The following is a 26,516-nucleotide window of genomic DNA, read 5'->3' as shown; positions in this document are numbered from 1 at the left end:
TAAGTTGGCGCCACACCCGAGGGCAGATCGTCGCTGACGATGCGCCCTGCCGACCGAAACCTTCCAACGGAGAAGCGCGATGGCGATCCAGCTCCCCAGGATAATTTCCGAATATTTCGCCGCGGACAAAGCGGGAGGCGCCGACGCTGTGGCGCACTGCTTCACCGAACACGCTGTGGTTCGCGATGAGGGCAATATCTATGCTGGCCGCGATGCGATCCGGCAGTGGAAAGCGGACTCCACTCAAAAATACACGTACACCGCCGAGCCCTTCTCGATCGCAAGGGACGGCGACCGCCTGGTCGTCACGAGCCGTCTCGTCGGTGATTTCCCCGGCAGCCCCATAGACCTGCGCTACCTCTTCGTCCTGGAGGACGAGAAGATCGGGGCGTTGGAGATCATCCCATGAACATCGACGCTCAGCACGTCGCCCAGGGTGGGCACATAATCCCGTTTCTCAGCCTCAACGGCAAACGGGCGTTGATCACGTCCGGTACGCGCGGTGCGGGAGCCGCGACCGTCGCGCTCTTTCGCGAGCTTGGCGCACAGGTTCTGACCACCGCCCGCACCCAGCCCGCCGACTTTCCCGACTCTCTGTTCGTCGCTGCCGACCTGGCAAGCCCTCAAGGCTGCGCGGCTTTGGCGGCCGCCGTGCGGGAGCGCATGGGAGATGTGGATATCATCGTCCACATGCTGGGCGGCTCTGCTGCTCCGGCCGGTGGCTTCGAGGCCCTGAGCGATGAGGTTTGGGGCGGAGAACTCGATCTAAATCTCATGCCGGCGGTGCGCCTGGACCGCGAACTCGTGCCGGGAATGGTGTCCCGCGGCAAGGGCGTCGTCATTCACGTGACCTCCATTCAGCGTCAACTGCCTCTGCCGGAGGCGACGACGGCCTACGCGGCAGCGAAGGCGGCTCTGTCCACGTATAGCAAGTGCCTGTCAAAGCAGGTCTCGCCCCAAGGCGTCCGCGTCGTTCGGGTCTCCCCCGGCTGGATCGAGACCGAGGCTTCGCTTCACCTGGCGGCGCGGTTGGCGGCGGAACACGGCGGTGACGTGGAGGACGGCAAGAGAATGATCATGCAATCGCTCGGCGGAATACCGATCGGTCGCCCCTCGAAACCTGAAGAAGTGGCAAGCCTGATCGCCTTCCTGGCGTCCGACCGTGCGGGCACCATCACCGGCACCGAATATGTCATCGACGGCGGCACCGTGCCGACAGTTTGAACCGCGCTTTTGCGCACAGAGCAGAATTTCCAGCCCGCTCGAGCCGCTTCGAGCGATGGTCCGCCAGCAGGCCGACGGGCTAGGCCAGTTTGAGCTGGAATTTTCCAACTATGATCCCCGGTCCGGGGACGAGGAGAGTTCCATGAAGGCGTCGAAGTTCACGGGGGCGCAGATCGCGCTCCTGCTGAAGCAGGCGGAAGACGGGACACCGGTGGCGCAGGTGTGCCGCAAGGCCGGGATTTCGGATGCGACGTTCTACAACTGGCGCAAGAAATATGCGGGGCTGATGCCTTCGGAGATGCGGCGCCTGCGCGGCGCCCGATCCCGCAGGTGGCGGTCCCGTCGCCGGCCGACCTTGCGGCGGAGAACGCCCGGCTCAGGCGTGAGAACGAACGGCTGCGGATGGCGCGCGACGGCCGGCCCGCGCTTCTCCTTGACCTCGTCGCACAGATGTTTGAGGCGTTGCGGCGTCACTTCCCCCAGCTTGAGCTTCGACAACTCTCCCGCGACGGCGCGATCATAGACGGATCGACGCATCTCCAGGGTGCTGTCAGCCAGTTTCTCGGCCCCCGACTTGGGATCGGCCTTGTGCTTGAAATAGGCTTCCGCCCACCCGCCGAACGTCAAAGCCTCGGCTGACGCGGTGCGCTTCTCCACTTTGGCTTTCGACGGCGACTCGCCCCGCTCGACCTGACGTCGGGCGCGCGCCAGCAGGGACCTTGCCTCCGCAAGCGACACCTCCATGCCGTATTCCAGCGCGTCGGGCGCCCGTGTCAGCTTGCGCGCTGCCTCGGCGCTGTATCGGCCGATGGTCAACACCTCCTGCCGCCCGTTCACCCGGTACTGATAGCGGAACGAGACGACCCCGGTCGGGGTGACGGCCGCATACATCCCGTCGCGGTCCGTCACCTTGTAGAGCTTGGCCCTCGGCTTGAGATTTTTCAGTTCTTTATCAGTGAGTTCGCTCATAAATCCGCATCCGGTCGGGGGGCGAACGGATACCATCAACAGGCGCTGTTGGTACCGGAAGCCCGTTTCTCGACCATCCTGCGCTATACCAACATCGGTACCAACAAAGGGGTCCGGCTGGGGTGAAACGCAGTGATACGGGGTAGGAAGAAAAATCTTTGTTAGCCAGAGGGTTGGAGCGATTTTCGGCACGGCGCGGGATGGTCTGAAACCACCCTAGTTCACTCCCACTCGATGGTCCCCGGTGGCTTGCTCGTCACGTCGTACACCACGCGGTTTATGCCGCGCACCTCGTTGATGATGCGGGTGGCGGTGCGGCCGAGGAAGGTCATGTCGAAGGGGTAGAAGTCGGCGGTCATGCCGTCGACGGAGGTCACGGCGCGCAGGGCGAGGACATGGTCGTAGGTGCGCCCGTCCCCCATGACGCCGACCGTGCGCACCGGCAGCAACACGGCGAAGGCCTGCCAGATGATGTCGTAGAGACCGGCGGCGCGGATCTCCTCCAGATAGATCGCGTCGGCCTGGCGCAGAATGTCGAGCTTCTCGCGGGTGATCTCGCCGGGACAGCGGATGGCGAGGCCGGGGCCGGGGAAGGGATGGCGGCCGACGAAGGATTCGGGCAGGCCGAGTTCGCGGCCGAGCGCGCGCACCTCGTCCTTGAACAGGTCGCGCAGCGGCTCCACGAGCGTCATGTTCATGCGTTCGGGCAGCCCGCCGACATTGTGGTGGCTCTTGATGGTGACGGACGGCCCGCCGGTGAAGGAGACGCTCTCGATCACGTCGGGATAGAGCGTGCCCTGGGCAAGGAAGTCCGCGCCCCCCACCGTCTTCGCCTCGGCGTCGAACACGTCGATGAAGAGGCGGCCGATGGTCTTGCGCTTGGCCTCGGGATCGGTGACGCCCGCCAATTCCCGCAGGAACAGGTCGGAGGCGTCGGCGTGGACGAGGGGGATGTTGTAGGTGTTGCGGAACAGCGAAACCACCTGCTCGGCCTCGCCGAGCCGCATCAGGCCGTGATCGACGAACACGCAGGTGAGCTGGTCGCCGATCGCCTCGTGGATCAGCACCGCGGCGACCGCCGAATCGACGCCGCCCGAAAGCCCGCAGATCACCCGGCCGGTGCCGACCTGGGCACGGATCTTCGCGATCGCCGCGTCCTTGAAGGCGCCCATGGTCCAGGAGCCTTCAAGGCGCGCCACCTTGCGCACGAAATTGGAGATCAGGCGGGCACCGTCCGGCGTGTGCACCACTTCGGGGTGGAACATCAGGCCGTAGAACCGGCGCGCCTCGTCCTCGATCACGGCGAAGGGCGCGTTGGCGGAGGTGCCCTTGACGGTGAACCCCTCGGGCAGAGCGGTGATGCGGTCGCCGTGGCTCATCCAGACGGTGTGGCCTTCGCCCTCCTGCCACACCCCGTCGAACAGCGCCGACGGCGCCTTGACGGTGACCGTCGCGCGGCCGAATTCGCGGTGGTGGCCGCTCTCCACCGCGCCGCCGAGCTGTTCGGCCATGGTCATCTGGCCGTAGCAGATGCCGAGCACCGGAATGCCGGCCTCGAACACCGCCTGCGGCGCCCGCGGGCTGTCGCCGTCCGGCACCGAAGCGGGGCCGCCCGACAGGATCACCGCCTTGGGCTTGATACGGGCGAAAGCCTCGGCCGATTTCTGGAACGGGACGACCTCGGAATAGACCCCCTCTTCGCGCACCCGGCGCGCAATGAGCTGCGTCACCTGGCTGCCGAAATCGATGATGAGGACGGTGTCTTGCATAATGGGGCCTTCCGGTCGGCGGTGGCCCCTCCTTTACCGGCAAAGCGGCATTTGCAAAAGGCGGCTCGCCGCGGGGCCGCCCGGCCCGTGGCGCAATCCTCAGATCGCGGTCCAGTGCCCCTCGCAGCCTGCCGGGGCGGTCGCAGCATCGGCATGGCGCTTCTTCAGTTCGGTGCAGCCATAGGCGCGCGCCGGTTCGGGCAGGCGCGAATTGATCGCGGTTCCGATCTGGTCGTAGGGCGAATTGGCGGCATAGACATAATAGGCCCAATAGCCGCCGACGGCGAGAAGGAGCAGGACGAGCAGTCGGACGATGAACATGGCGCGATCCTCGGCTTCGGGCACGGCCCGTTGCGTCAAGGACTCAGCTGGAGCCAAAGCGTTCCATCCCACCCGCCACGCCAAAGCCTGCGGCACCCCCGCCGCTTCCCTTTGCTGGAGGCGGCACGGACGAAACCCGTCCCGAGCGATCGCATGTCACTCAGGGGCAAGCGTCCGCCACGCCCTCCGCCCAAATCTGGATCCGCGTGCCCGCTTCGAGGCGTCGTGGAGCATTTGCAAGCTTGAAGCATTCCCCGGTGCTCAGGGTTGCGAGAGTCTTCTCCCATCCGGCCGGACGAGGTCGAACATAGACCGACCATTTCGCCGCGATAATATTTCCGGCAGCCAAGGTCGCCGGGAGAGGTGTCCCGTCGGGCAATGTGAAGTTGAAGTCCGGCGTGCCCTCATATCCGACCGCCACCCATCCCTTTGGGCCTTTGGCGGCGCTTCCGGTCGCCGGAGCTCCGGCGGCGGCCGACGGGGGGGAGGGGGCAGGCGCCGGCGCCGGCAAGGAGGGCAGCATCAGGTCGGTGGATGGCCCGTCGGATTTGCCTGCGGCGGCTGATTTCCCCGCGAGGTTCGGAAGGGAGAGTTCCGAAAGGGGACGCGAAAACGGCGCGCTGAACGTATTGGGTTGAACAAGACCCGACAGCATGTCCGCTTTCGCCACGGATGTCGGCGGGACGGCCGGTGTCCGGTTCTGGATGAAGGACAGGAGAATTTTCCCGAATTCCTTCAACTCGTTGTTTTCGCCGCATGCGTTCGGTAGATAGGTCTTTATCGAATTGATCTGTTCGCCGATCAGAGCCTGGTTGCTGTAAGCGAACGTCACTGTTTTGTGGATGACGTCCCAGCAGGATGTCTCTTGATTGAATCGTTCTTTTTCTTTTGTGGCGCGGCTGCTGTCTGCGTTGAGTGAATATGTCGCATACCCGATGGCGCCAGCAATTGCAGACTTCGTGATGACGTCGACAATGCTGATGCCGAGCTTCCAGTGCTCAATAGACATGACGACAAGCCCCAACCCGTCGTCACTCTACCAGGAGATTTCATCCCTGCAACCATCGATATATATATTCATTCCCGCCGCACCACGCTGATATAGAAACCGTCGGTGCCGGTCCGTCGGGGCGTGAGCAGCAGCCCCTCCGCGCTCTCCAGCGCCGCGGCCCGCAATCCCAGCCCGCGGCTGCCGAGGGCGAGCACGGTTTCCAGCGGCGGCACGACGGAGAAGTCCGGATGGCTTTCCAGAAAGCCGCGGATCTGCGCGCCGTTTTCCTCGTCGAGCAGCGAGCACGTGACATAAGCGATGCGCCCGCCGGGCCGCACGAAGCGGGCGGCATCGGCGAGAATGCGGGCCTGCTCGGCGATCCGCTCGGCGAGCGCGCCCGGCCGCATGCGCCATTTCGCGTCGGGATTGCGGCGCCAGGTGCCGGTGCCGGTGCACGGCGCATCGATCAGGACCAGATCCATCCGGCCCTCGAGATCGGCGAGCACGTCCGCGGCGCCGCGTGGGGCCCGCACCTGAACGTTCCGCACCTGGGCGCGCTGCAGCCGCTCATGGATCGGTTTCAGGCGGCGAATATCGGAATCATAGGCGTAGAGCTGGCCCTTATTGTCCATCAGGCCGGCCAGAGCGAGCGTCTTGCCGCCGGCGCCGGCGCACAGATCGAGCACCTGCGCGCCGGGCATGGGGCCGGCGAGGATGGCGGCGATCTGCGAGCCTTCGTCCTGCACCTCGACCGCCCCCTTCACGAAGGCGGCTTCCGAGGTCAGGGGCGGCGCCTTGCCCTCGGTGTCGAGCTGGATCCGCAGCGCGAGCGGCGAGAAGCGGCCGGGCTCTGGGGAGAGATGCGCGAGCTCCTGAAGCACCGCGTCCGGGGCCGCGACCAGGGTATTGACGCGCAGATCGAGCGGCGCGCGGGCGGCCAAAGCCCGGCCTTCGTCAACGCGTTCGGCACCGAAGGTGCGCGCGAGAGACGGGTCGAGCCATTGCGCATAATCGCCCTTCACCCAAGGCGGGGCGGTTTCGAGGTTCGGATCGGCGAGCCGGGTGCGTTCGTCCGCCGAAAGCTGCGCCGGGGCAAAGCGGCTGCCATCGGCGAGCCGCGCGATGGCGTCGAGGTCGAGCCCGCGCATCACCGCCAGCATGCCGAGAACCAGGGCCCGCGGTTCGTCCGATCCCATCACATAAGCGGCGGAGGCGCGGCGCCGGAGCGTGTCGAACACCAGGCCGGCAATCGCCGCCCGGTCGCCCGAGCCGGCGAAACGGTGGCGCAGGCCCCAATCCTTCAGGCTCTCGCTCGCGGGCCGGCGCCGCACCGCGAGGTCGGCGAGAATGTCGATGGCGGCGGAAAGGCGCGCTGCGGGGGTCATGGGGCCGTCCTCCCGGTAAGCGTCAGGCTGCCGTCTTCCACCTGGGCGACGAACAGGTCGAGCGCCGAAGCGAGCTTCTCGTCGACGATGTGGAGATAGTCCGCCCAATCCTCGTAGCGTGCGAGCGCGGACTTGCCGTCCGTTATGCCGCGCAGGCCGATCATGTCGAGGCCGAAGCGGTGCGCGGCGCGCAGCACGGCGAAGGATTCCATGTCCACCATCTCGTCTTGGATCGAATCATAGGCCGCGCCCGAGACGATCGCCCCGCCGGTCGAGAGCGAGGCGGCGGGCAGGCCCGCAATGCGGTGCGGCAGCGGGATGACGGCGGGATGATCGAGAAATGGCGTGCGGCCTCTCTCGAACCCGAGCGCGGAGGCGTCCATGTCGCGATAGGACACGCTCGCCACCTGATAGAGGCCGGCATGGTCGAGCACCCGCGAGCCGGCCGACCCCAACGTGAAGACGAGGTCCGGCAGCGCAGCGCCGTGGCGAAGCTGGGCGAGCACGCCAGCCGTGCCGGCCGCGGCTTCCACCGGGCCGACCCCGGTGATCAGGGGATCGATGCGGCGCTGCAGATGCGGGCCGTATTCCTGCCGGGTCGCCATGACGAACAGGATCGAATGTCCACCGACTGTGCGGACGTGGCGGCGCGGATCGTCCATGGGAGGTCCCCGAAGAAGTGAAGCGCACTCCTCGGGGTCCCGGCGCCGCCTGTCAATGGCGTCGGGCACGCCCGGTCACAGGTTGAGGAGAATGGCGAGCGCGAACAGCACCCACATGATCAGAAGCGCGAACACCCCGACCGCATAGGCCGGGAAGCGCAGCCGCACCGTATTCGTCGTGATGTGGATGCCGGCATGCACGATGCGCGAGAGGACGAACACCCAGGCCAGCACGACGAAGACGAGGTCCGCCTTGCGGGTCACCAGGGCCAGGGCCGTCAGCACATAGAACAGGACCGGCAGTTCGAACTGGTTGGAAAAGGCGTTGGCGAATTGGCGGGGGCGGTCGGGCCAGGCATTGCGGTCGAGCGCCGCCTCGGGGCCGACCCCGTTCGCCGAAAGGACGCGGCCGCGCTGCGATCCGAGCGCGAACAGAAGGAAGAAGGTGAGCGCCACCTCGACGAAAAGCGGCAGCAGGATCATGGCGACGGTCATGGGGGAAACTCCAGGCTCGGCTTACGGCGACTTTCGGGTTGACGCGGCGCGGCGACTTCCGAAGCGGCGGGCGCACCCCAATGTGGTCAGGACTGCGCGGCAGGAACCTCGAGCGCCGCCATACGTTCCTTCAACTCGGAGGGTATCATGCCGCGCGCTCAAGGTTCCGGGGGCCGACCCCCGCGTGTCCAAACTCTCCGCGCGGCGCCGGCGGGTCCCCAGGGTCCGCAGGTTCGAGAGTCAGGGGCGGCCACGCCTGCTGCCGCGTCTCCCGCACCCGTCGCGACCGGACCGGCGCCGCGCCCTTTCTTCACCCGCCTTTCCCAGGCATTTGCCCGGTTCGCCGGAAAGCCCGCCACCTTCGTGGGGGCCGCCGGGATGATCGTGCTTTGGGGCGCGACCGGGCCGCTCTTCGGCTTCAACGACACCTGGCAATTGGTCATCAACACGTCGACGACGATCGTCACCTTCCTCATGGTGTTCCTCATCCAGAACAGCCAGAATCGCGACACGGCGGCGTTGCAGATCAAACTCGACGAACTGATCGCGCGCACCGAAGGGCCGCGCAACGTCCTGCTCGATCTGGAGGATCTCGACGAGGAGACCTTGGACCGTTTGCGCGCGGACTATGCCCGGCTCGCCGATCTGGCGCGGGCCGAGGCCGGGGAGGGCGCCGAGGTCGTCCGTCCCGACCGCAGCTTCAGAGATGTTTGCGATCCCGCGCGCAGCATCGGCGAAGGCGCGCGTGGGACCGCGAAGCCTGCCGCTCAGCCCGTGGCAGGGGCGACCGCGAATGCGGCCGGAGCCGCACCCGCCAGCCAGCGGGCCATCATCGATTCGTAGGCGCTTTCGATGTGACGGACATAGCGCGCCGCATCGAACAGCGGCGACGTCGCCCGCATGTCGCGCAGGCGGGCGCGCAGCATGCCGCGCCGTTCGTGATCGCGGGCGAGGGCAAGGGCGATCGCCGCATAGTGCTCCGGATCCTCGGCCACAAGTTCTGGGCAGCCCATGAGCGTCACGAGGCTCGCGGCCACCCGTGCGGCAAAGCTGCGTCCGCGGCGCGTGACGATCGGCACGCCCATGCGCAGCATGTCGTTGGCGGTGGTGTGGGCGGTGTAAGGGAAGGCGTCCAGGAACAGATCGGCCAAAGGGAGCCGGGCGAGATGGTCGCCGACCGGGACTTTTTCGGCAAACACCAGCCGGTGAGGATCGATCCCACATGCGGCGGCCTCACGCTGAAGATTGGTGATCGCGCCTTGATTGCCGGGCAGCAGCCAGAGCACGCTCTCTGGCACGGCCGAGAGCAATCCCATCCAGATCGCGAAGGTTTGCGGGTCCAGTTTTTGCAGGTTGTTGAAGGCGCAGAAGACGAGCGCCTCGTCCGGCAACCTGCAGTCCGCCCGGTTCGGCGGCGGCATCACCCGAAGGCTTGGATCGCACGCCTGGTAAGTATCAGGGAGGTGAACCACCGCCTCGCTGAAGAATTGCCCGTCGGCGACCGGCAAAACGGCCGCGTCGGCAATGATATAGTCCATCTCCGAGGCGCCGCTGGTTCCGGGGTAACCAAGAAACGCGACCTGGACCGGCGCAAGGCGGCTGCAAAAAATCTCTATCCGATTGCCGCTCGTATGTCCCATCAGGTCGACGAGGATGTCGATCTCGCTTGCCCGGACTTTGGCTGCGATGGCGTCCGTTGGATCGGTGGCGCAATCGAGAAACGCGTCGACGCCCGCTTCGATCCGCGCGCGATAGTCGGAGCCATCGTTGAGGCCGAGGGAAATCGCGGTGATTTCAAAGCGATTGCGGTCGTGGAGTTCGAGCATCCGGGCGATCAGATGTGCGATCGCATGATCGCGGAAGTCGGCCGAGACGTACCCGATGCGCCAGGGACCCGCGCGGCGGGCGGTCGTGACGGCGGACACAGGCGCCTGAGCGCGCAGACACTGGCAGCGATGGCGCGCCGCCGCCAAGTGCAGCGCCGGCTCGTCCAGCATCAAGGTTGCGAAAGGCTGGACCGGCGCGTGCCCCGGCTGAATCGACGCCGCGATCGCTGCGGCGAGGCGGTCATGATCGCGCCAATCGCATTCCGGCCGCCGTGCCGCATACCAAAGGCCGACCGCTTCGGGCAGGGCCGGATCGAGCGTTGTGGCCTGCGCATAAGCGTCGCCTGCCTCGGCGGGGCGGGACGCGGCATTGTACATCAGACCCAGATTATACCAGAGCGTCGCCCGGTCGGGACTGCGGCGCAGCGCGTCGCGATAGAGACGGATGGCGTCCTCGAAATGCCCCTGCTTGCCCCTCACCATGGCGAGAAGGTGGATCACGTCAACATTGTCCGGCACTTTCTGGAGAAGCTTGCGATAGGTGCGCACGGCCTCGTCCAAATGGCCCCGCATCTGATGCTGGTACCCGGTTCGAAGCATCTCCGAGAAGCTGGGCGGCAGGATGGGGGCAGCAGAAGAGCCGGATGGTGGCGCCATCGGTGTGAACCGTCGCTGGAGATTTGAACCCATCCGAACGGAGTTGTGAGGCGCCGATCGGGATTTCCTCGAACCGACTTTGCGGCACCGAGATACCGATTCCGCAAGCCACATGTAGCACGGGTCCGCATCCCGTTGTAGGGGTGGGTCCAGCAACTCCAAGGATCTCCGCATGCCCCTGTATTCGCTCGACGATCTCAGTCCTGAACTGCCCGCCTCCGGGCGCTATTGGGTCGCGCCCGACGCCACCGTGATCGGCCGCGTCGTCATCAAGGACGATGCGAGCATCTGGTTCGGCTGCGTGCTGCGCGGCGACAACGAGCCGATCGTCGTGGGGGAGGGGGTCAATATCCAGGAGAACTGCGTGCTCCACACCGATCCCGGCTTCCCGATGGTTCTGGGGACCAATGTGACGGTGGGCCACATGGCGATCCTGCACGGCTGCACGGTGGGTGAGAACAGCCTCATCGGCATGGGCGCGACGCTTCTCAACGGCGCCAAGATCGGCCGCAACAGCCTGGTCGGCAGCAAGGCCCTGGTCACCGAAGGCAAGGAATTCCCCGACAATTCCCTGATCGTCGGCGCGCCGGCCAAGGTGGTGCGCACGCTGGACGACGACACGGTCGAGCGCCTGCGCCAGACCGCCCTGCGGTATCAGGCGAACTGGAAGCGGTTCGCGGCCGGATTGAAGCGGATCGACTGAGCCGGTTTCGCAGGCGCGGACCGGGCGCTGCCGCCCGGTCGCCGGAGCCAGGACGCGGCGGAGCCGGCGCTCGACCGCATCGTCGCGCCGTCAGGCGCCGGCTGCCACCTCATCCGGAGCCTGGGCGACGCGCCGCTTCGGCTCAGAAGCTCCAGGACAGATTGGCCTGGAAACCATTGACCGCGACGCCGTCGGCGAACTGGCCGACATAAGACAATCCCACCCGCGCCTGGGTGGAGAGATGCAGGTCCGCGCCGACCTCCAGCAGAGCGGTGTTCTCCGCCAGCGGCACGCCGCCCACGGCGAAGGTCGAGCCCGGCAAGCTGCGGAAGGCGAGCTGCGCCGTGGGATCGACGTCCCCGAACGCATATTGCCACGCCGCCGAGGCATGGGGCGCCAGCGTCATGCCGGAGCCGAGCGCGACGGTGGTGGCGGCCCGCAGACCGAGCGTCGTGTAGCCGACATTCGATGAGGTCGACCCGCCGGTCAGCGCGGCCGCAAGTGCCCCGCTCTCCGTGAATCCGTCGGTATTCAGATGAACCCAGGCAAGCCCCGCGAACGGTTCCAAAGCGACCGCCTGGAGGGCGAAGCCGTAGCCGATCTCGGCGAACAGCTGCGCGGTGCCGCCGTCATATTGGGCGCTGGCCTGCTGCAGGACGCCCGGGAAAGCGATCGTGCGGCTGGCATCGATCTGGCTGAGGGCGTAGGTGCCGCCGAGGCGCACGCTGAGCGGGCCGATGCCGGTCCCGCCATAGAGGGCGACCAGCATGGAATTCACCGCGCTGGAAGAGCCGAGATCCGAGACCGAGGCGTTGGATTGGGAATAGCCGAGAGCCGCGCCGATCCGCCAGGTGCCGGCCTGAATATCGGCGCCGGACATGAACCCGCCGATGCTGGCATCGAGGGCGGAGGCGTTGGCGGTTCCGTCATATTTGGTCCAGCCGCCGAAGCCCTGCGCCCAGGCGGTGGTGCCGGCCGGAAGCGGGGAGGGGGCCTCGGGCGCCTTGGCGGCATAAGCAAGCGCTTCGGTGGCCGAGCCCGGAGCGGGCGCGAGAGCGGCGGCGGCAGGCCCGCCATAAGCGAGGGCCGAGAGGGGGCCGGCGGTTCCGGCATAGGCGCCTTGGCGCAGCCGGCCGAGCACGGCCTCGCGGCTGTAGAAGCCATCGCCGATCAGGGCCGAGCGCTGGCTCGCATAGGCTTCGCCGGACAGCGCGGACAGGGCTCCGGGAAGCTGCGTCGTCCCGAGGCTGTAGAGCGGGGACAGTCCGGCCGGCAAGGTGCCGAGCGCCGTGCCGGCCGCGCCGTTGAGCGCGCGATCGATCCCCGCGCCCACCGCCTGCTGGTTGGTGGACAATCCGGGCACCTGCGCCATTGCGGACGTGAGCGTCAGCATCACCGCATTCGTGCCGTAAGTGAGACCGGTCGCGAAGAAGGCGGGGAGGCCGGCGGTTTCGAGGCTCGCGAACGTGCCGGTTGCTCCATCGGTCGCGGTCAGGACCGTGTAGCTCTTCTGCAGCCCGCCGGTGCCCGCGAATGCGGCGGCGAAGGTGCCACCGAGCCGCGCCGCTCCGGTCACATCCAGCCGATCGGCCGACGCGCCATTCACCCGCAAAGCGAGGGTGCCGCGCGCGGTCTGAACATAGACCCCGCCGATCTGATGCACCGTTCCCGCCCCGGCGCCGCTGACGCCGAGCCAGCCGCTATTCTCGAAGCGTCCTTGCGGGCCGGCCGCGAAGGCGACGCGGCCGTCGATGGTGCCGGTATTGACCACCATCGTTCCGGACGCCGTCGATCCCGTGCTGATGGCCATGGCGCCCGGCGCGGCGATGATGCGGCCGGCATTGAGCAGGGTGCCGTCCAACCCGTTCAACTGGATGCCGGCCGCGCCCGCCCCCGTCACGCTGATCTGGCCGTTATTGGTGACGACGCCGTACGTATCGGCCTTCACGCCGACCGCGCCGGCGCCCGTGACCAGGACGGTCCCGTCATTGACGATGTCGTCGCCGCTGATGCCGGAAATGCCGACGCCGCCGGCCGTGGACACTGTGAGGATGCCGGTATTGCGGATCGGATTGTAGGCCCACGGCACGGTGACGAGATAATTCATCATGCCTTCGGCGCCGAAATAGAAGCCGACCGCGTTCCCGGCATAGATCGAATCGATGGAGGTCAGCGTGGAGCCGGGCACGTCGAGCTCGATCCATTCCGTCGAGCCGTCGGCCCGGATATGCAGGATCGCCGCGTGCGAACCGCCTTGGGCGTCGATCCAGTCGGCGGCGAGATTGTATTCGCCGTGCCGCCCGCCGCCGGTAATGCCCTGGAAATGGGTCGCGATAGCGCCGGGATGGTCGTAGGTGGTGAAGGTGCCGGTCGCCATGTCGTAAAGGAAACCGTGCTGGGCGTCCAAGCCGAGGGTGTCGGTGTAGCCGCCCGTCACCTTGTCGGCATAGATGCCGTAGGCGCTCGTGACGACGGCGCCGGGACCCGACAGCTGCGTATAGGTCTTCGTCGCGGCATTGTAGATGAAGGCGCCCGCGGTGCCCTGCGCGGTGTCGTAATTGCCCACGACATTGTTGCCGAACTGGCTGTGGGGAATGGTGTTCGTCACCGTCAGGCCGCTCGCCGAGGGATAGACGATGTCGGTATATTGCGCGCCGGGCACCGCCGCGGCATCGAAGAGATAGCCCACATTTCCGGACGAGGCCGTCGCCTTGTAGGAGCCGACGAGGCGGAATATCCCGTCCGGCGCGCCGAAAGTGGGGCCATAGGGCAAAGCGGTATAGGCCCCTGGATAGTTCACGCCGTTCGCGGTCGAGGTGGGGATGGAAATCCAGGTCTGCGTGTCCGTGCGGTAGAGAATTCCACCCGACGCGCCGCCCCCGTTCGGAACGATGTAATTTCCGACGATGTTGGCCCCGCGAATTCCTGTAAAATTTGCTTCGGCGACTGGATAGTCCAAGTTAATATAATCGAGCTCGGGCGCCGCGAGCGCAGAGCTGCTTCCGAATGCAGCAATCAGATGGATGGCCGCACGATTGTGTCGCCGACGGATGCGCGATGTGCTTTTCTGCATGCTTGCCCCCTTCGTCAGTCCACCAAAAGGCGGCGCCTGAACCCCGGAGGAAATTTACAAAACAGGGGGTGACAAAAAAAGCAGGGCCCCACGACGGGGCCAAAAATCGCCAGGGTGTGCCGCGGCAATAGCTTTATGGAAGGGTGAGCCGCCGCGTGCGCGGCTCACCCTGTCCCGCCGTCAGACCGTCTTGCGCCGCACGTCCGGCGGCGTCGCTTCCTCCGCGAGACGCGCAAGCGCCGCGTCCAGAGGCAGGACGGTCTGGTCGTTGGAGCCGAGGCGGCGCATGGACACCGTCCGCTCCGCCGCCTCCTTGCGTCCGGCCACCAGGAGGACCGGGACCTTGGCGAGCGAGTGTTCGCGCACCTTGTAGTTGATCTTCTCGTTGCGCAGATCGAGGTCGGTGCGCAGATCGAGCGCCCGCGCCGCCGCCGCCACTTCCGCGGCATAGGGATCGGCATCCGACGTGATGGTGGTCACGACGAGCTGGGTCGGGGCGAGCCAGAGCGGAAAATGGCCCGCAAAATGCTCGATCAAAATGCCGGTGAACCGCTCCATCGAGCCGCAAATCGCGCGATGGATCATGACCGGCGTCTTCTTGCCGCCGTCGGCGTCGACATAGAAGGCACCGAACCGTTCCGGCAGGTTGAAATCCACCTGCGTCGTGCCGCACTGCCATTCGCGGCCGATGGCGTCGCACAGCGTGTATTCGAATTTCGGTCCGTAGAACGCGCCCTCGCCCGGCAGGATGCCGGTCTTGATGCGCCCGCCGGACTGGTCCGCGATCTGGGCGAGCACGCGGGTCATCACCTCTTCCGCGTGATCCCAGACCGCGTCCGAGCCGACGCGCTTCTCGGGCCGGGTGGAGAGCTTCACCACGATGTTCTCGAAGCCGAAATCGGCATAGGTCGAGAGGATCAGATCGTTGATTTTCAAGCACTCCGCGGCCATCTGCTCCTCGGTGCAGAAGATGTGCGCGTCGTCTTGGGTGAAGCCGCGCACCCGCATCAGGCCGTGCAGCGCGCCGGACGGCTCGTAGCGGTGGACCGCGCCGAATTCGGCGAGGCGCAACGGCATGTCGCGGTAGGATTTCAGCCCGTGCTTGAAGATCTGGACATGGCCCGGGCAGTTCATCGGCTTCAGCGCGAACACCCGCTCGTCGTCCGTATCGTCTCCCGCCGACTGGACCTTGAACATGTTCTCCTTGTACCAGCCCCAATGGCCGGACGTCTCCCACAGCGACTTGTCGAGGACCTGCGGCGCGTTCACCTCGGCATAATCGGCCTTCAGCCGGCGGCGCATATAGGCGACGAGGTTCTGGAACAGCGTCCAGCCCTTCGGGTGCCAGAAGACCGTGCCCGGCCCCTCCTCCTGGAAATGGAAGAGGTCCATCTCCCGGCCGAGCCGGCGGTGGTCGCGCTTCTCGGCCTCCTCCAGGCGGTGCAGATAGGCATCGAGCGCGGCCTGATCGTGCCAGGCGGTGCCGTAGATGCGGGTGAGCATCGGATTGTTGCTGTCGCCGCGCCAATAGGCGCCCGCCACCTTCATCAGCTTGAAGGCGGTACCGACCTTTCCGGTCGAGGGCATGTGCGGGCCGCGGCAGAGGTCGAACCAGTCGCCCTGCTTGTAGATCTTGACGGTCTGATCCTCGGGGATCGCATCCACCAGTTCGACCTTGAACGCCTCGCCCTTCGCCGCGAACACGGACTTCGCCTGCTCTCGGCTCCACACTTCCCTGGTGAAGGGACGGTCGCGCGCGATGATCTCGCGCATCTTCGCCTCGATCTTCGGCAGATCCTCGGTGGTGAAGGGCGCGTTGCGCGCGAAGTCGTAATAGAAGCCGTTCTCGATCACCGGCCCGATCGTGACCTGGGTGCCCGGATAGAGATCCTGCACCGCTTCGGCCAGCACATGGGCGGCGTCGTGGCGGATGAGTTCGAGCGCCCGCGCATCGTCGCGGGTGACGATCTCGATCCTGGCGTCGCGGGTGATCGGCTCTCCGAGATCGGCGAGTTCGCCGTCCAGCGTCACCGCGACGGCCTTCTTGGCGAGGGATTTGGAGATGGCGGCGGCGATGTCCGCGCCGGAGGTCCCCTCGGCATAATCGCGCACGGCGCCGTCGGGGAAGGTCAGATGAATCATGGCTCGTCTCCCGCCCACTCCTGCGGACCGCGCAGGTAGGCTCTTGGTCAGGCGGCTCATTTAGGCCGGCGCGGCCGGCGCGTAAAGGTTCGGCCGTGCGGGACGGCCGCATTCGCGCGGGCGGACGGGAGCCGGTCTCAGTCCGGCGCCTGCGCGTGCGAGGAATAGAGATTGGTCAGCCGCGCCACCAGGATCGCCACATAGAGCACGCCGACCATCTGTTCGACGATGGCGAAGGACTGTACCTGATGGGTGTTGGGGACGATGTCGCCATAGCCGGTCGTGGTGATGGTCGCATAGCTGAAATAGATGAAATCGTAAATGCTCAGGCTATCGCGGTCGAATTCGCCATCGAATCGAAAGGCTTTCGGGTCCAGGATGAAGATGATCCTATAGATCACTGCCCAAAATAGCGCCAATGTCATATAGACGGTCAGCGAGGCGAAGAGCCGATCGAGGGTGATGCGACCCGGCAACAAAACGTATCGCATCATGTTGTAGATTGCGTAGATATAGAAGAGGCAAAAGAAAAGCGAAGTCGCAAGAATGACATCTGGATTGGGGTGCAAGGCGGTATAGACATCGAGCGTCACGGCCGAGACGCCGAACAGAACCAGAAGGAAGCGTCTGACGCCCCGCCGTCTCGATTCGAATGCCACGTTGTTCATGGCCATGAGCATCATGGCCACATCGACCATGATGATGGCGGCGAGGGCGGCGTCCAGCTGCTCGATCGAGGGATAGATGAGGATCGAAAGCAACATCACCACCGTCATCTTGATATAGAAATGACTGTAGAGATGGTGGTGCAGCCGCATGAGGCCGGTCCGTTTTGCCCCGCTCTCCGTTTCCTCGATCATCGGACGGTGCCCCCAAGCTTCCGAGAGGCCGTCTTACCGTCAGCCCCGTCGCGGGATCCAGCGGAACTTTGCCGGGCCCGCGAACGCGCGGGACCGCGCGGGTCCGGTCCGCATCCGGAGATGCAGCCGGAGTCGATCAGGTTGAGACGGCCGCATCGGTGAATGCGGTCTCGCCATTTGCGCGTGAACGCCTTAGCCGATCAACTGGCGATGCACGCTGATCGGCGCGTGCTCCCGGCGCCCGCGCTCACGGCTGTCCCGCCCGCGGCAGGTCGGTGCAATTCGTCTCCGCGGGCTTTCCGGCGAAGCGGTCGGCCAGGAAGCCGAGCGCATCTTGCGCGCCGGCCGCCATTACGCCGTCGTGGCTCTGTCCGGAATAGGCTTTGTAGAGCACCGCATTGCCCGACGCGCAGAGCGCGCGGACCATGCCGTCGGTGTCTTTCGGGCGGACGGTCTGGTCGGCCGTGCCTTGCATCACCAGCGTCGGCACGGAGAGCGCGAGGGCGCCGGGCTCGTTCCGGGCGCCCATGGCGAGGAAGGCGGTGAGGTCGGGTGCCGGCAGGAACTGGTCCTTCGCGATGGCTTTGGACCAATAGCCCTGCGTCAGGGCCGCCGTCATGCAGCCGATCTGCAGATCCGGCAAATGGGCCTTCGCCTCCGGCGTGAGGATCCGGGACAGATCGATGGACGGGTCCGTATGGGCGTAGGAGCCGAGAACATACAGGACATAAGGCAGGGCGAGTTCGACCGTGTCGGAGCCTCTCACCGCGTCCAGGCGCGCGGCGATATGCGAGCCCGGGGCCATCGCGACATTGCCCACCAATTTGAACTCCGGCGCATAAGCCGGGCCGATGGCGGCCGTGAAAAGATCCGCCTGTCCACCCTGGCTGTGGCCCATCACGCCATAGGACCGGCCGATCTCCGGCGCGACGGCGCGCCCGGCGCGCAGCATGTCGAGCGCGTTCTGCGCATTGGGCACGCCCTGGAAGAAGGGATGGAAGCCTGCGACGCCGAGCCCCTGATAATCGGTCGCCACGATTGCATAGCCCTTGGCCACGGCTTGATCGAGCAGGGACCGGATGTCTTCGATATAAGCGTGTTCGGGCCCGGACGCGGTGTCGCGGGACGGTCCGCAGACGGCGGCGATGCCGGTGGTGCCGTGGGTCCAGACGATGACCGGCCAGCCGCCTTGCGGCGGCGTCCCCTTGGGCAGGGAGACGGTGCCCGAGACCGGGACGGTGGCGCCGGCCGGATCCCGCGAGCGATAGAGGACGAGAAGGTTCCGGGCCGCGCTCGGCAGCGCCATGGTGCCGGTCAGCGGGCGGGTCCAGATGACCGATCCCGGCTCCCCGTCCGGCAAGGGGGACGGGGGGACGTAGAAGGCTGTGCCATCGGGGCCGATGCCGCCCGGTCCGGCGGCTTCGGGCGGCGCCGCAACGGCCGAAGACCCCATGGAAAAGACCGTCGCTGCGAGAAGTGCCGCCGCGCGGAGAGCAAGGCCGAAGGGCTGCACCATGGGCATGTCTGTGTCCTCGCTCCCGGCGGCCGCCTGCATCGAAAACGCGACCGGTGCGTCGGCTATAGCATCTTCCGCCGCACCGACGGGCGCGTGCGGGTCCCGGGTTTAGGCCCTGTCCTGCGGTTCATCATCGCGGGGCGGATCCATGCGCCATGTGCCGTAGCGCCAGGGACGGGTCCAGCGGGCGTCCGCGGGCAGGCATTGCGGCACCGGATCGAACCCGTCGCCGCCCCAGGGGTGGCAGCGGCAGATGCGCGCCGCCCCCATCCAGCCTCCGGCCCAGGCGCCGTGGCGGGAAATGGCCGTGTCGGCATAGTCCGAGCATGTCGGGAGATAGCGGCATTGCCGCCCCATGACGGACGACAGCGTGTAGCGATAGACGAGGATCGGCACCCGCAGCATTAAGCGGGGCACGCGCCCGAGCGCATGGCGCCACCGGACGAACCGGTGCGCACTGTCATCGCGCTGACGGCGCCCCCATGGAAGAGTGAACGCGGCTTCGGCTTGGCCTTCGTGGGGAGACTGATCCATGTTCGTTCGCGCCACCGCGCTCGCCTTCATCTTGCTGACTGCCGCCTTCGGTACGGCGTCCGCCCAAGGTACGGCCTATTTGCGGCCGGACCAGGCGGACCTCACCCGTTTCCTCGCGCCGGCGCCCACGCGCGACTCCCAAACGACGCAGGAGGATGTCCGCATCCTGCTCGACCTTCAGGCCGTGCGCACGCCGGAGACGATCGCGCGCGCCAATGCCGATGTCGATCGGGTGCTGACGCGCTTTTCCGATGCGGTCGGCACCGACCTGTCCACAGCGCGCGCCCCGCGCGCCAATGCCTTCGTCGACAAGGCCGCGCGGGAGGCCAGTGTGATCGTCCAGAATGCCAAGGCGCATTGGGGCCGGCTGCGGCCTTTCCTCGCTTTCCCGGACATCCACCTCGTCGTGCCCAAGGAAGACACCGGCTCCTATCCCTCCGGCCACGCCACATGGGGCATGATGACGGCGATCCTGCTCGCCAACATGGTGCCCGAGAAGGCCGTCGCGCTCTACGAGCGGGGCGCCGCGTTCGGCTTTTCCCGCCTGATCGGAGGGGTGCACTATCCGAGCGACGTCGAAGCGGGGCGCCTGACCGGCACGGCGCTGGCGGCGATCATGATGAACGATGCCGCCTTCCGGACGGATCTCGCCGCAGCCGCCGAGGAAGTGCGCGGTCTGCTCGGCCTTGCCCCCCTCGCGTCCGTCCCGGCGCCCGCCGCGACATCGCCGGCGCCGGAACCGGTCGCCGCCAAATGAGCGATCAGCCGCGCCGCGCCTCGATCTGCTCGATCGCGTCGACCACCGCGTCGAAGGTCAGGAGTGTCGAGGCGTGGCGCGCTTTGTAGTCGCGGACCGGCTCGAGAACCTCGAGCTCCTGCCACCGGCCCTCGGGCGGCGGCCCGTTTTCCTTCAGCATGCGCCGCATGGCGTCGCGCACCGCCCGCAATTCGGCGACGCTCGATCCCACGACATGGCGCGCCATGATGGACGAGGAGGCCTGCCCGAGCGCGCAGGCGCGCACTTCATGGGCGAAATCGGTCACGGTTTCCCCGTCGAGCGACAGGTCCACCGTCACGGTCGAGCCGCACAGGCGCGAATGCGCCGTTGCGCTCGCGCCGGGAGCGGGCAGGCGTCCCAAGCGGGGAATGTCCGCCGCGAGGGCGAGAATGCGGGAATTGTAGACGTCGTTGATCATGGGTCGGACCACGGGCCGCGCCCCGCGCCGCGCACAGCGCGCGACGGAGACCGGCGAAACAAGCATTTGCGGCGGTACGCCGCCGCTTTTATATAGAGGCTGGAAGCGCTGGCGGAAGACGCGGCGCGGGGCTTTCGCCCCGAAACGGACGGCAAGGCCGCCGCCGGGTCTCGGCGGGGCGCGGCTCCTCGGATCGCGCATGCGTAGCCGACACCGGTGATACGCCCGCTCCGCGAGGGGGGGCGGACGGAGTTGGTCATGGACGCGGTAGTGAAACTCCTGAAAGCGCAGGCCGAGCTGGAGGCCGGCGCAGATAAGCGCGCGCTTGTGCCGGACCGGGCCGGGCGTCCGAGCCGGGAGGAGGCCGAAGCCGCGGTCCGCACGCTGCTCGCCTATATCGGTGAAAACCCCCAGCGCGAGGGCCTCGTCGACACGCCGCGCCGGGTCATCAAGGCGTATGACGAACTTTATTCCGGGTACGGGCACGATGCCGAGGAGATCCTCGGCCGAACCTTCGGCGAAATCGGCACGTTCGACGATTTCGTCCTGTTGCGCGACATTCCGTTCCATTCGCATTGCGAACACCACATGGTGCCGTTCGTCGGCAAGGCGCATGTCGCTTACTTCCCGGTCGAGCGCGTGGTGGGCCTGTCGAAGATCGCCCGGGTGGTCGACGGCTATGCCCGCCGGCTCCAGACCCAGGAGCATCTGACGTCGCAGATCGTCACCGCGCTCGACGAGGCGCTGCGGCCGCGCGGGGTTGCCGTCCTGATCGAGGCCGAGCATATGTGCATGGCCATGCGCGGGATTTCGAAGGCGGGCGTGACGACGGTGACGAGCCAGTTTACCGGCGCGTTCCGCGACGATCCCGCAGAGCAGGTGCGCTTCATCACTCTGGTGCGCGGGCGGCCCTGACCCGAGCGGAAGACGACCTATGATTTCCAAGCCTTTCGCGGCCAGCGGCAGCCACTCCGAACTCGAAGAGGGCGACCGCCTCACGCCGCGCTTCGATGCCGCCGGTCTCGTCACCTGCATCGCCGTCGACGCCAAGGACGGCGCCGTCCTGATGCTCGCGCACATGAATGCCGAGGCGCTCGCTCTGACCATCGAAACCGGCGAGGCGCATTATTACAGCCGCTCCCGCGGCAAGCTGTGGAAGAAGGGCGAGACCTCCGGCCATACCCAGAAGGTGGTCGAGCTCCTCGTCGATTGCGACCAGGACGCCGTCCTGCTGAAGGTCGAGATGGGCGGGACGGGGGCGGCCTGCCATACCGGCCGGCGGTCGTGCTTCTATCGGCGTGTGCCGCTGAAGGGCGCCGCAGCCGATGCGCGTTTGGAGTTTACCGGCGACACGCCGCGCTTCGATCCGGCTGCGATTTACGGCGACGCCCCGCACCAGCATTGATCGCAGAGCCTGATTTCCCGATCTGAGCCGGGCCTCTGGTCGGGGCCGGGCGCGAAAACGGTCACGCTTCCGACATCAAGCCTCGTCACGTTCGCGCCTCCCGTCCCCCCGTCGATTCTGGGCGGTGGGCAAGGAGGTGCAGATGTTTCTCGGGCCTTATCGGTTCGGGCGGGGGGCCGCCGCGGCCCCGCCGGAGGCCGAGCCCGGTTCGCCCGCGCAGGCGCCCGCTTCGGGGCCGGAGACCTCGGACCAAAACGTCGCCGATGGTCCGCGCGTGGCCCTCGCGCTCGGCGGCGGCGCGGCCCGGGGCCTCGCCCATATCGGCGTCCTGCGGGTGCTCGAACGTCACGGCATCCGACCGAGCGTCATTGCGGGGACGTCGATCGGCGCGGCGGTGGGGGGGCTTTGGGCCGCCGGAAGCCTCGACGCGTTCGAGGCCTGGGCGCGCCGGCTCACCCGACGCAGCATGCTGAGCCTGATCGACCCGGCCCTCGGCGCCGCGGGCCTGATGAATGGCCGGCGGCTGCTGGACCGGCTGCGGGCCGAAGTCGGATCGGTCACGATCGAGGATTTGCCCATCGCGTTCAGCGCGATCGCGACCGAGCTGGGCACCGGCCATGAAATCTGGCTGACGCGTGGCAACCTCGCCGATGCGATCCACGCGTCCTACAGCCTGCCCGGCATCTTCACGCCGGTGAAGGTGGGCGGGCGCTGGCTGATGGACGGCGCGCTGGTCAATCCGATCCCGGTCTCCTCCGCCCGCGCGCTCGGCGGGCGGATCGTCATCGCCGTCAATCTCAATGCCGAGGTGTTCGGACGCGGCACGGTGATCCAGGACCATGGCGGTCCCATCGTGTCGACCGCGGAGGCTTTGGCGAAGAAGAAGGAAGGCATTGCCCGCATGTGGCGGCCCGACCGCATTCTGCGCGGCGGCTTCCTGCCGGGGCCGGTGGACGGGCCGAAGGCGATTTCGGCCGTGATGATCGACGCTTTCAACGTGATGCAGGACCGCATCGCGCGTGCCCGCCTCGCCGGCGATCCGCCCGACGTCAATGTCGCGCCGAAGCTCGGCAAGATCGGCCTGTTCGACTTTCACCGGGCCGACGAAGCCATTGCGGCGGGCGCCGAGGCCACCGAGCGGGTGATGGAGGACATCGTCACCGCGATCGAGGCGTTGCGCTGATCGCGGCCGCGCACCGCCGCGACGACCCTCAGGCGGTCATGATGTAATCGCGCAGCTCCGCGCTCTCGCGCTCCATTTCCTCGACCCGGTGGCTCACCACGTCGCCGATGGAGATGATGCCGATCAGCCGGTCGCCGTCGACCACCGGAACATGGCGGAACCGCCCGCGCGTCATGCGCTCCATGATCACGGGGATGGTCTCGTCCGGGCCGCAGGTGACGACGGCGCGGGTCATCACCGACGAGACCGGCGAGGACAGCACGTCCGGTCCCTTCTCCGCCAGAATGCGCACGAGGTCGCGCTCGGACACGATGCCTTCGAGCCGGCCGCTCGCGCCGACCACCACGATCGCGCCGATCCGGTGCTGCGCGAGGCTCCGGACGGCTTCGGTCAGCGACGCATCCGGGGAGATGGTGACGATGCTCCCGCTCTTGCGCTGCAGCAGGTTGCTCACGGTCATGGCAGTCTCTCCGTTCCCATTGCCCCGGCCACGATGCCATGAAGCCGACGCCAAAGCGCGGTCCGGGATCGTTTCCTTTGGGGCAATGATCCCTCTGCCCGCTGCGAACCGCAATGGGCAAATGGAACGGATCAAAACTCCGCGGCGGCGTGAGGGCGATTTCGCGGCGGCGGATCGAAGAAGGAGAACAGGAGCAGCCCTGCGAAGAAGCCGCCCATATGGGCTTGCCAGGCGATCTCGGCATCCGACGAGCCGGGGACCTCGACCGCGACCCCGAACAGGATGTTGAGACCGACCCAGACCCCGATGAAAACGAGGACGCGCGGTTCGCGGAGCGCCGTGAGGAGGGGGACCGCCGGCGGATGACGACCGCGCCGGTCGCTCGCCGGCCCCAGCGCGCCCCCGGGCGAAAACGCGAAACGCACCGCCGCGGCCATCGCCCCCGACACCACGGCCGAAGCTCCGATCATCGGAACCAGGGCGCCGGGATAAGCCAAGAGGTGCGCCAAGGCGCCCGCAATCGCGGTGGCGGCGCAGAACAGCGCGAACCGCACCGGACCGAAGCGGCGCGCGACGGGAGAGCCGAAAGCCAGAAGCCAGACCAGATTGACGATGAGATGGACCCAGTTGCCGTGCAGCAGGGCATAGGTGACGAAGGTCCAGAGATCCGCGGCCAGCCCCCCCGGCAGGACGATCTGGGAAGCGGCATCGTAGCGCGCCGGGATGAAAGCGAAGAGCGCCAGAATGTCGAGGTTCGCGCCGTCGCCGAGAAAGCTGCGCACGAGCTCGATCACGGCCAGGGCGGCGCCGAGCGCCAGCACCGGACCGGGAACATTGAAGGCCGGCTGCCGGGCGGGCGGACGACGCGGAGGGAAGGCTTCCTGCACCGCCCGGACATAGGCCCGCAGCGGGCATCGGGCAAGTGTCGGGCAGGGGAAAGCCGCGTGTCCCTGCGTCACAGCCCGGGCGGGGCCGGGTTGCGTGCGCTGCACATGCGATTAAGGTTAAGAACTGGTTGACGGCGCAAATGCGGCGATCCTCGGGCATTATGGAATCGTTAACCGAGACGCGACGCCCATGCAGCACCTGCGCCTGATCCTGACCCTCGGCCTGTTACTGGGCGGCGCCTCCGGCGGGGCTGCGTCCGAGAGCCGTCAGGCTGTGCTGCACTCCCCCCCCTCTGCCGGCGCGGCGTCGCGGCTGAGCGCGACGGCGGGGACCTCGCCGCCGATCGGCTATGTCCGCTTCTGCTCCGACAATGGCGCCGATTGTGCCGCGCAGGGCGACATGGTCTTCCAGGTCACGCTCGATGCCCAGCACGAGGCCGAGCTGCGCGAGGTCAATGACCGTCTCAATACAGCGATCGAGCCCGTGACCGATCTGGAACATTTCGGCGAGACCGAGCGCTGGAGCTATCCCGCCGACGGCAAGGGGGATTGCGAGGATTACGTGCTCGCCAAGCGGCGCGCGCTGGTCCGGCTCGGCTGGCCGGCCTCGGTGCTTCTCATCACGGTGGTCCGGGACAAAGATGGCGACGGCCATGCCGTTTTGACCGTGGTCACCGATCGCGGCGACCTCGTGCTCGACAACCAGGCGGCGCCGATCCTGCCGTGGCACGAGACCGGCTATCGCTTCGTCAAGCGCCAGTCGCAGGGCGATCCGGCCCTCTGGGTCTCGCTCGGCGAAACCCGGTCCCCCCCGGTTGTGGGTGGCGGCCGCTAAGCCCGCCTTCCTCTCGCATTTCGCCGATCGGACGCGTGCGGCCCGCTCCGCGCGGGACGGCCCGTCGGCGCCTCCGACCGACCAGCCCCGAACATGGCTTCGGACACGGCGCGTGCGGAGCCCGGAGGGCGACGCCGTCGCACCGTGGCGTCCGCCCGCGCCCGGAGGCAGACGCCACAATCAACTCATAGTTGATTTTTCTCGCGCCATGTCGTGCCCGCGCGCTCCGCGCGAGATTCTCTCGCCGAGGCGGCGCGCCGAAAGAGCATGGTAAATAGCGACTTTGTAGAGGATGATGCCTGGTCTGTTGAGGCCGATCGTCGAACGGCATTTCGGCGCGCGTGCATAAGGCGAAGTTCTTTAGATGCGCAATCCGGGATTGAGGCAGGACTTGGGATAGATCCATGCCGCAAAGGACCCGAGGCCAGGACCGCTTCGCCTTCGGGACCACGGCCACGGCCGGGGACCTGATCTTCGATCTGCGCGCCCTGGAAATCTTCGTCTGCGTCGTGGAGTGCGGGTCGATGACCCATGCGGCGCAGCGGCTGGGTCTGACCCAGTCGGGGGTTTCGCACGCGGTCGCCACACTGGAGAAAAGCCTCGGCATCGCGTTGCTGGATCGCCGCGTCCGGCCGATCGCGGCGACGGCCGGCGGCCGTGTCCTGCTCGACCGGGCCGAGGTGCTTCTGCGCGAGGCGCGCGAAACGGCGGTCAGGGTGCGCGCTTCGAGCTTCCAGGCGGTGCCGCGGCTGCGCGTCGCCATGGCGGATTCCGTGGTGTCGACCGTCGGCCCGCATCTCGTCACCCTGCTGCACCAGGAAGCGGCGCAATGGTCGATCTGGTCCGGCCTGTCGCTCAACCATATCCAGTCGCTGGCGGCGCGCGAAGTCGATCTGATCCTGACCTCCAATGCCCGCATCGACGGCACGCTCTACGAGACGCACGAACTTTTTTCCGAACCTTATGTCGTCGCGCTGCCGCACACGTTCGGTTCGAGCATCGAGAACCTGCGGGCGATCGGGGAGAAGCTCAATCTCGTGCGCTACAGCGCCCGCTCGCTCACCGGTCAGGACATCGAGCAATATTTGCGCCGGCTGCGGATCGAGGCGGCGGGCCGGTTCGAGTTCGACACCTCGGATGCGGTTCTCGGCATGGTCGCGGCGGGTCTCGGCTGGGCGATCACGACGCCGTTCTGCATCCTCCAGAGCGCCGCGCATATTCCGCGCCTGCGGCTTGAGCCCTTGCCGGTGCCCCGCCTGCGCCGCACGCTGTTCGTCGCCGCCCACCATGACGAGCTTTCGGATCTGCCGCTGCGCATCGCCCGCGCCACGCGCGAGATCGTCGAGACGCGGTGCAAGCCGGCGATCTCGGCTTGGGGCGGCTGGGTCGCCGACGAGGTGCGGGTCCCTGTGTGATGAGCCGC

26 protein-coding genes and 1 pseudogene are annotated in these 26,516 nt (G+C 67.1%); 11 read left to right on the top strand and 16 right to left on the bottom strand.

What is annotated here, in order from left to right:
• Window positions 1–79 precede the first annotated feature (79 nt).
• From EDC64_RS01800 to EDC64_RS01790, 3 genes and pseudogenes are all read left to right on the top strand, one after another.
• The gene (locus tag EDC64_RS01800) at window positions 80–409 is read left to right on the top strand and encodes a nuclear transport factor 2 family protein (protein ID WP_132029167.1); all 330 of its coding nucleotides are present in this window, start codon (window positions 80–82) and stop codon (window positions 407–409) included.
• 35 nt (window positions 410–444) lie between these two features.
• Window positions 445–1,224 carry an SDR family oxidoreductase gene (locus tag EDC64_RS01795; protein WP_132029974.1) on the top strand — a complete coding sequence of 260 codons (780 nt, stop codon included), beginning with the start codon at window positions 445–447 and terminating at the stop codon, window positions 1,222–1,224.
• Between the two features lie 142 nt (window positions 1,225–1,366).
• Window positions 1,367–1,537, top strand: a pseudogene (locus EDC64_RS01790) (transposase); the annotation flags it as partial.
• Here EDC64_RS01790 and EDC64_RS24100 read toward each other — a convergent pair.
• The 7 genes from EDC64_RS24100 to EDC64_RS01755 form a co-directional block, all read right to left on the bottom strand.
• Complete coding sequence (locus EDC64_RS24100) at window positions 1,480–2,193, bottom strand: Arm DNA-binding domain-containing protein (RefSeq protein WP_420808935.1); 714 nt, start codon at window positions 2,191–2,193, stop codon at window positions 1,480–1,482. The pseudogene EDC64_RS01790 and the gene EDC64_RS24100 overlap by 58 nt on opposite strands.
• A 221-nt stretch (window positions 2,194–2,414) precedes the next feature.
• Entirely contained in the window at window positions 2,415–3,962 is a 1,548-nt protein-coding gene (guaA, locus tag EDC64_RS01780) for a glutamine-hydrolyzing GMP synthase (RefSeq protein WP_132029164.1), read from the bottom strand.
• Window positions 3,963–4,061: 99 nt separating this feature from the next.
• Complete coding sequence (locus EDC64_RS01775) at window positions 4,062–4,283, bottom strand: hypothetical protein (RefSeq protein ID WP_132029161.1); 222 nt, start codon at window positions 4,281–4,283, stop codon at window positions 4,062–4,064.
• A 160-nt stretch (window positions 4,284–4,443) separates the two neighbouring features.
• Window positions 4,444–5,292: a hypothetical protein gene (locus EDC64_RS01770; RefSeq protein WP_132029158.1), complete on the bottom strand. Its 849-nt coding sequence runs from the start codon at window positions 5,290–5,292 to the stop codon at window positions 4,444–4,446.
• Window positions 5,293–5,360: 68 nt separating this feature from the next.
• A complete protein-coding gene (locus EDC64_RS01765; RefSeq protein ID WP_132029154.1) occupies window positions 5,361–6,659 on the bottom strand; it encodes an RsmB/NOP family class I SAM-dependent RNA methyltransferase in 1,299 nt (432 codons plus the stop codon).
• On the bottom strand, window positions 6,656–7,321 hold the full coding sequence (locus tag EDC64_RS01760) for a 5'-methylthioadenosine/S-adenosylhomocysteine nucleosidase (protein WP_132029151.1): 666 nt from the start codon (window positions 7,319–7,321) through the stop codon (window positions 6,656–6,658). The genes EDC64_RS01765 and EDC64_RS01760 overlap by 4 nt, the downstream gene beginning before the upstream one ends.
• A gap of 75 nt (window positions 7,322–7,396) precedes the next feature.
• Window positions 7,397–7,816, bottom strand: coding sequence for an MAPEG family protein (locus tag EDC64_RS01755; protein ID WP_132029148.1), 420 nt, complete (start codon window positions 7,814–7,816; stop codon window positions 7,397–7,399).
• Window positions 7,817–7,963: 147 nt separating this feature from the next.
• Between EDC64_RS01755 and EDC64_RS24155 the strand changes: the two genes are divergently transcribed.
• On the top strand, window positions 7,964–8,659 hold the full coding sequence (locus EDC64_RS24155) for a low affinity iron permease family protein (protein ID WP_132029145.1): 696 nt from the start codon (window positions 7,964–7,966) through the stop codon (window positions 8,657–8,659).
• On the opposite strand, the gene EDC64_RS01745 is transcribed toward EDC64_RS24155, so the two are convergent.
• Window positions 8,584–10,455, bottom strand: coding sequence for an O-linked N-acetylglucosamine transferase, SPINDLY family protein (locus tag EDC64_RS01745; protein WP_245504483.1), 1,872 nt, complete (start codon window positions 10,453–10,455; stop codon window positions 8,584–8,586). The genes EDC64_RS24155 and EDC64_RS01745 overlap by 76 nt on opposite strands.
• 16 nt (window positions 10,456–10,471) lie before the next feature.
• On the opposite strand from EDC64_RS01745, the gene EDC64_RS01740 reads away from it, so the two are divergent.
• Window positions 10,472–11,002 carry a gamma carbonic anhydrase family protein gene (locus EDC64_RS01740; RefSeq protein WP_132029142.1) on the top strand — a complete coding sequence of 177 codons (531 nt, stop codon included), beginning with the start codon at window positions 10,472–10,474 and terminating at the stop codon, window positions 11,000–11,002.
• Between the two features lie 142 nt (window positions 11,003–11,144).
• Here EDC64_RS01740 and EDC64_RS01735 read toward each other — a convergent pair whose 3' ends face one another.
• From EDC64_RS01735 to yidD, 5 genes are all read right to left on the bottom strand, one after another.
• Window positions 11,145–13,961: an autotransporter outer membrane beta-barrel domain-containing protein gene (locus tag EDC64_RS01735; RefSeq protein ID WP_165933609.1), complete on the bottom strand. Its 2,817-nt coding sequence runs from the start codon at window positions 13,959–13,961 to the stop codon at window positions 11,145–11,147.
• A 294-nt stretch (window positions 13,962–14,255) separates the two neighbouring features.
• Window positions 14,256–16,217 (bottom strand): threonine--tRNA ligase, encoded by a 1,962-nt coding sequence (gene thrS, locus EDC64_RS01730; RefSeq protein ID WP_132029136.1) that lies wholly within the window; start codon window positions 16,215–16,217, stop codon window positions 14,256–14,258.
• A gap of 137 nt (window positions 16,218–16,354) precedes the next feature.
• Window positions 16,355–17,077 (bottom strand): potassium channel family protein, encoded by a 723-nt coding sequence (locus EDC64_RS01725; RefSeq protein ID WP_132029133.1) that lies wholly within the window; start codon window positions 17,075–17,077, stop codon window positions 16,355–16,357.
• 247 nt (window positions 17,078–17,324) lie between these two features.
• Window positions 17,325–18,599 (bottom strand): lipase family protein, encoded by a 1,275-nt coding sequence (locus tag EDC64_RS01720; protein ID WP_132029130.1) that lies wholly within the window; start codon window positions 18,597–18,599, stop codon window positions 17,325–17,327.
• A gap of 102 nt (window positions 18,600–18,701) precedes the next feature.
• Entirely contained in the window at window positions 18,702–18,998 is a 297-nt protein-coding gene (yidD, locus tag EDC64_RS01715; protein WP_207915890.1) for a membrane protein insertion efficiency factor YidD, read from the bottom strand.
• A gap of 127 nt (window positions 18,999–19,125) precedes the next feature.
• Here yidD and EDC64_RS01710 point away from each other — a divergent pair, with 127 nt between their 5' ends.
• Window positions 19,126–19,884, top strand: a complete 759-nt coding sequence (locus EDC64_RS01710) for an acid phosphatase (RefSeq protein ID WP_132029124.1) — start codon at window positions 19,126–19,128, stop codon at window positions 19,882–19,884.
• 4 nt (window positions 19,885–19,888) lie between these two features.
• On the opposite strand, the gene EDC64_RS01705 is transcribed toward EDC64_RS01710, so the two are convergent.
• Entirely contained in the window at window positions 19,889–20,323 is a 435-nt protein-coding gene (locus EDC64_RS01705) for an iron-sulfur cluster assembly scaffold protein (RefSeq protein ID WP_132029121.1), read from the bottom strand.
• Between the two features lie 258 nt (window positions 20,324–20,581).
• Between EDC64_RS01705 and folE the strand changes: the two genes are divergently transcribed.
• The 3 genes from folE to EDC64_RS01690 all read left to right on the top strand — a co-directional run bounded on the left by folE (window position 20,582) and on the right by EDC64_RS01690 (window position 22,911).
• Window positions 20,582–21,238, top strand: coding sequence for a GTP cyclohydrolase I FolE (folE, locus tag EDC64_RS01700; RefSeq protein ID WP_132029118.1), 657 nt, complete (start codon window positions 20,582–20,584; stop codon window positions 21,236–21,238).
• 22 nt (window positions 21,239–21,260) lie between these two features.
• Window positions 21,261–21,728 carry a phosphoribosyl-AMP cyclohydrolase gene (gene hisI, locus EDC64_RS01695; protein WP_165933630.1) on the top strand — a complete coding sequence of 156 codons (468 nt, stop codon included), beginning with the start codon at window positions 21,261–21,263 and terminating at the stop codon, window positions 21,726–21,728.
• A gap of 142 nt (window positions 21,729–21,870) precedes the next feature.
• On the top strand, window positions 21,871–22,911 hold the full coding sequence (locus EDC64_RS01690; protein ID WP_132029112.1) for a patatin-like phospholipase family protein: 1,041 nt from the start codon (window positions 21,871–21,873) through the stop codon (window positions 22,909–22,911).
• A 28-nt stretch (window positions 22,912–22,939) separates the two neighbouring features.
• On the opposite strand, the gene EDC64_RS01685 is transcribed toward EDC64_RS01690, so the two are convergent.
• Together EDC64_RS01685 and EDC64_RS01680 are read right to left on the bottom strand one after the other, a co-directional pair.
• The gene (locus tag EDC64_RS01685; protein ID WP_132029109.1) at window positions 22,940–23,371 is read right to left on the bottom strand and encodes a CBS domain-containing protein; all 432 of its coding nucleotides are present in this window, start codon (window positions 23,369–23,371) and stop codon (window positions 22,940–22,942) included.
• 131 nt (window positions 23,372–23,502) lie between these two features.
• Window positions 23,503–24,330, bottom strand: a complete 828-nt coding sequence (locus tag EDC64_RS01680; protein WP_338023378.1) for a rhomboid family intramembrane serine protease — start codon at window positions 24,328–24,330, stop codon at window positions 23,503–23,505.
• Window positions 24,331–24,448: 118 nt separating this feature from the next.
• Here EDC64_RS01680 and EDC64_RS01675 point away from each other — a divergent pair, with 118 nt between their 5' ends.
• Both EDC64_RS01675 and EDC64_RS01670 read left to right on the top strand, forming a co-directional pair.
• Window positions 24,449–25,093, top strand: a complete 645-nt coding sequence (locus EDC64_RS01675; protein ID WP_132029106.1) for a transglutaminase-like cysteine peptidase — start codon at window positions 24,449–24,451, stop codon at window positions 25,091–25,093.
• A 404-nt stretch (window positions 25,094–25,497) separates the two neighbouring features.
• The gene (locus EDC64_RS01670; protein WP_132029103.1) at window positions 25,498–26,508 is read left to right on the top strand and encodes a LysR family transcriptional regulator; all 1,011 of its coding nucleotides are present in this window, start codon (window positions 25,498–25,500) and stop codon (window positions 26,506–26,508) included.
• Window positions 26,509–26,516 lie beyond the last annotated feature (8 nt).

Origin of the sequence: Aquabacter spiritensis (genome assembly GCF_004346185.1) — a bacterium.
Lineage (GTDB): Bacteria > Pseudomonadota > Alphaproteobacteria > Rhizobiales > Xanthobacteraceae > Aquabacter > Aquabacter spiritensis.
Note: the sequence above shows the minus strand (reverse complement) of the source record. Positions and strands in the feature narration are given on the sequence as shown.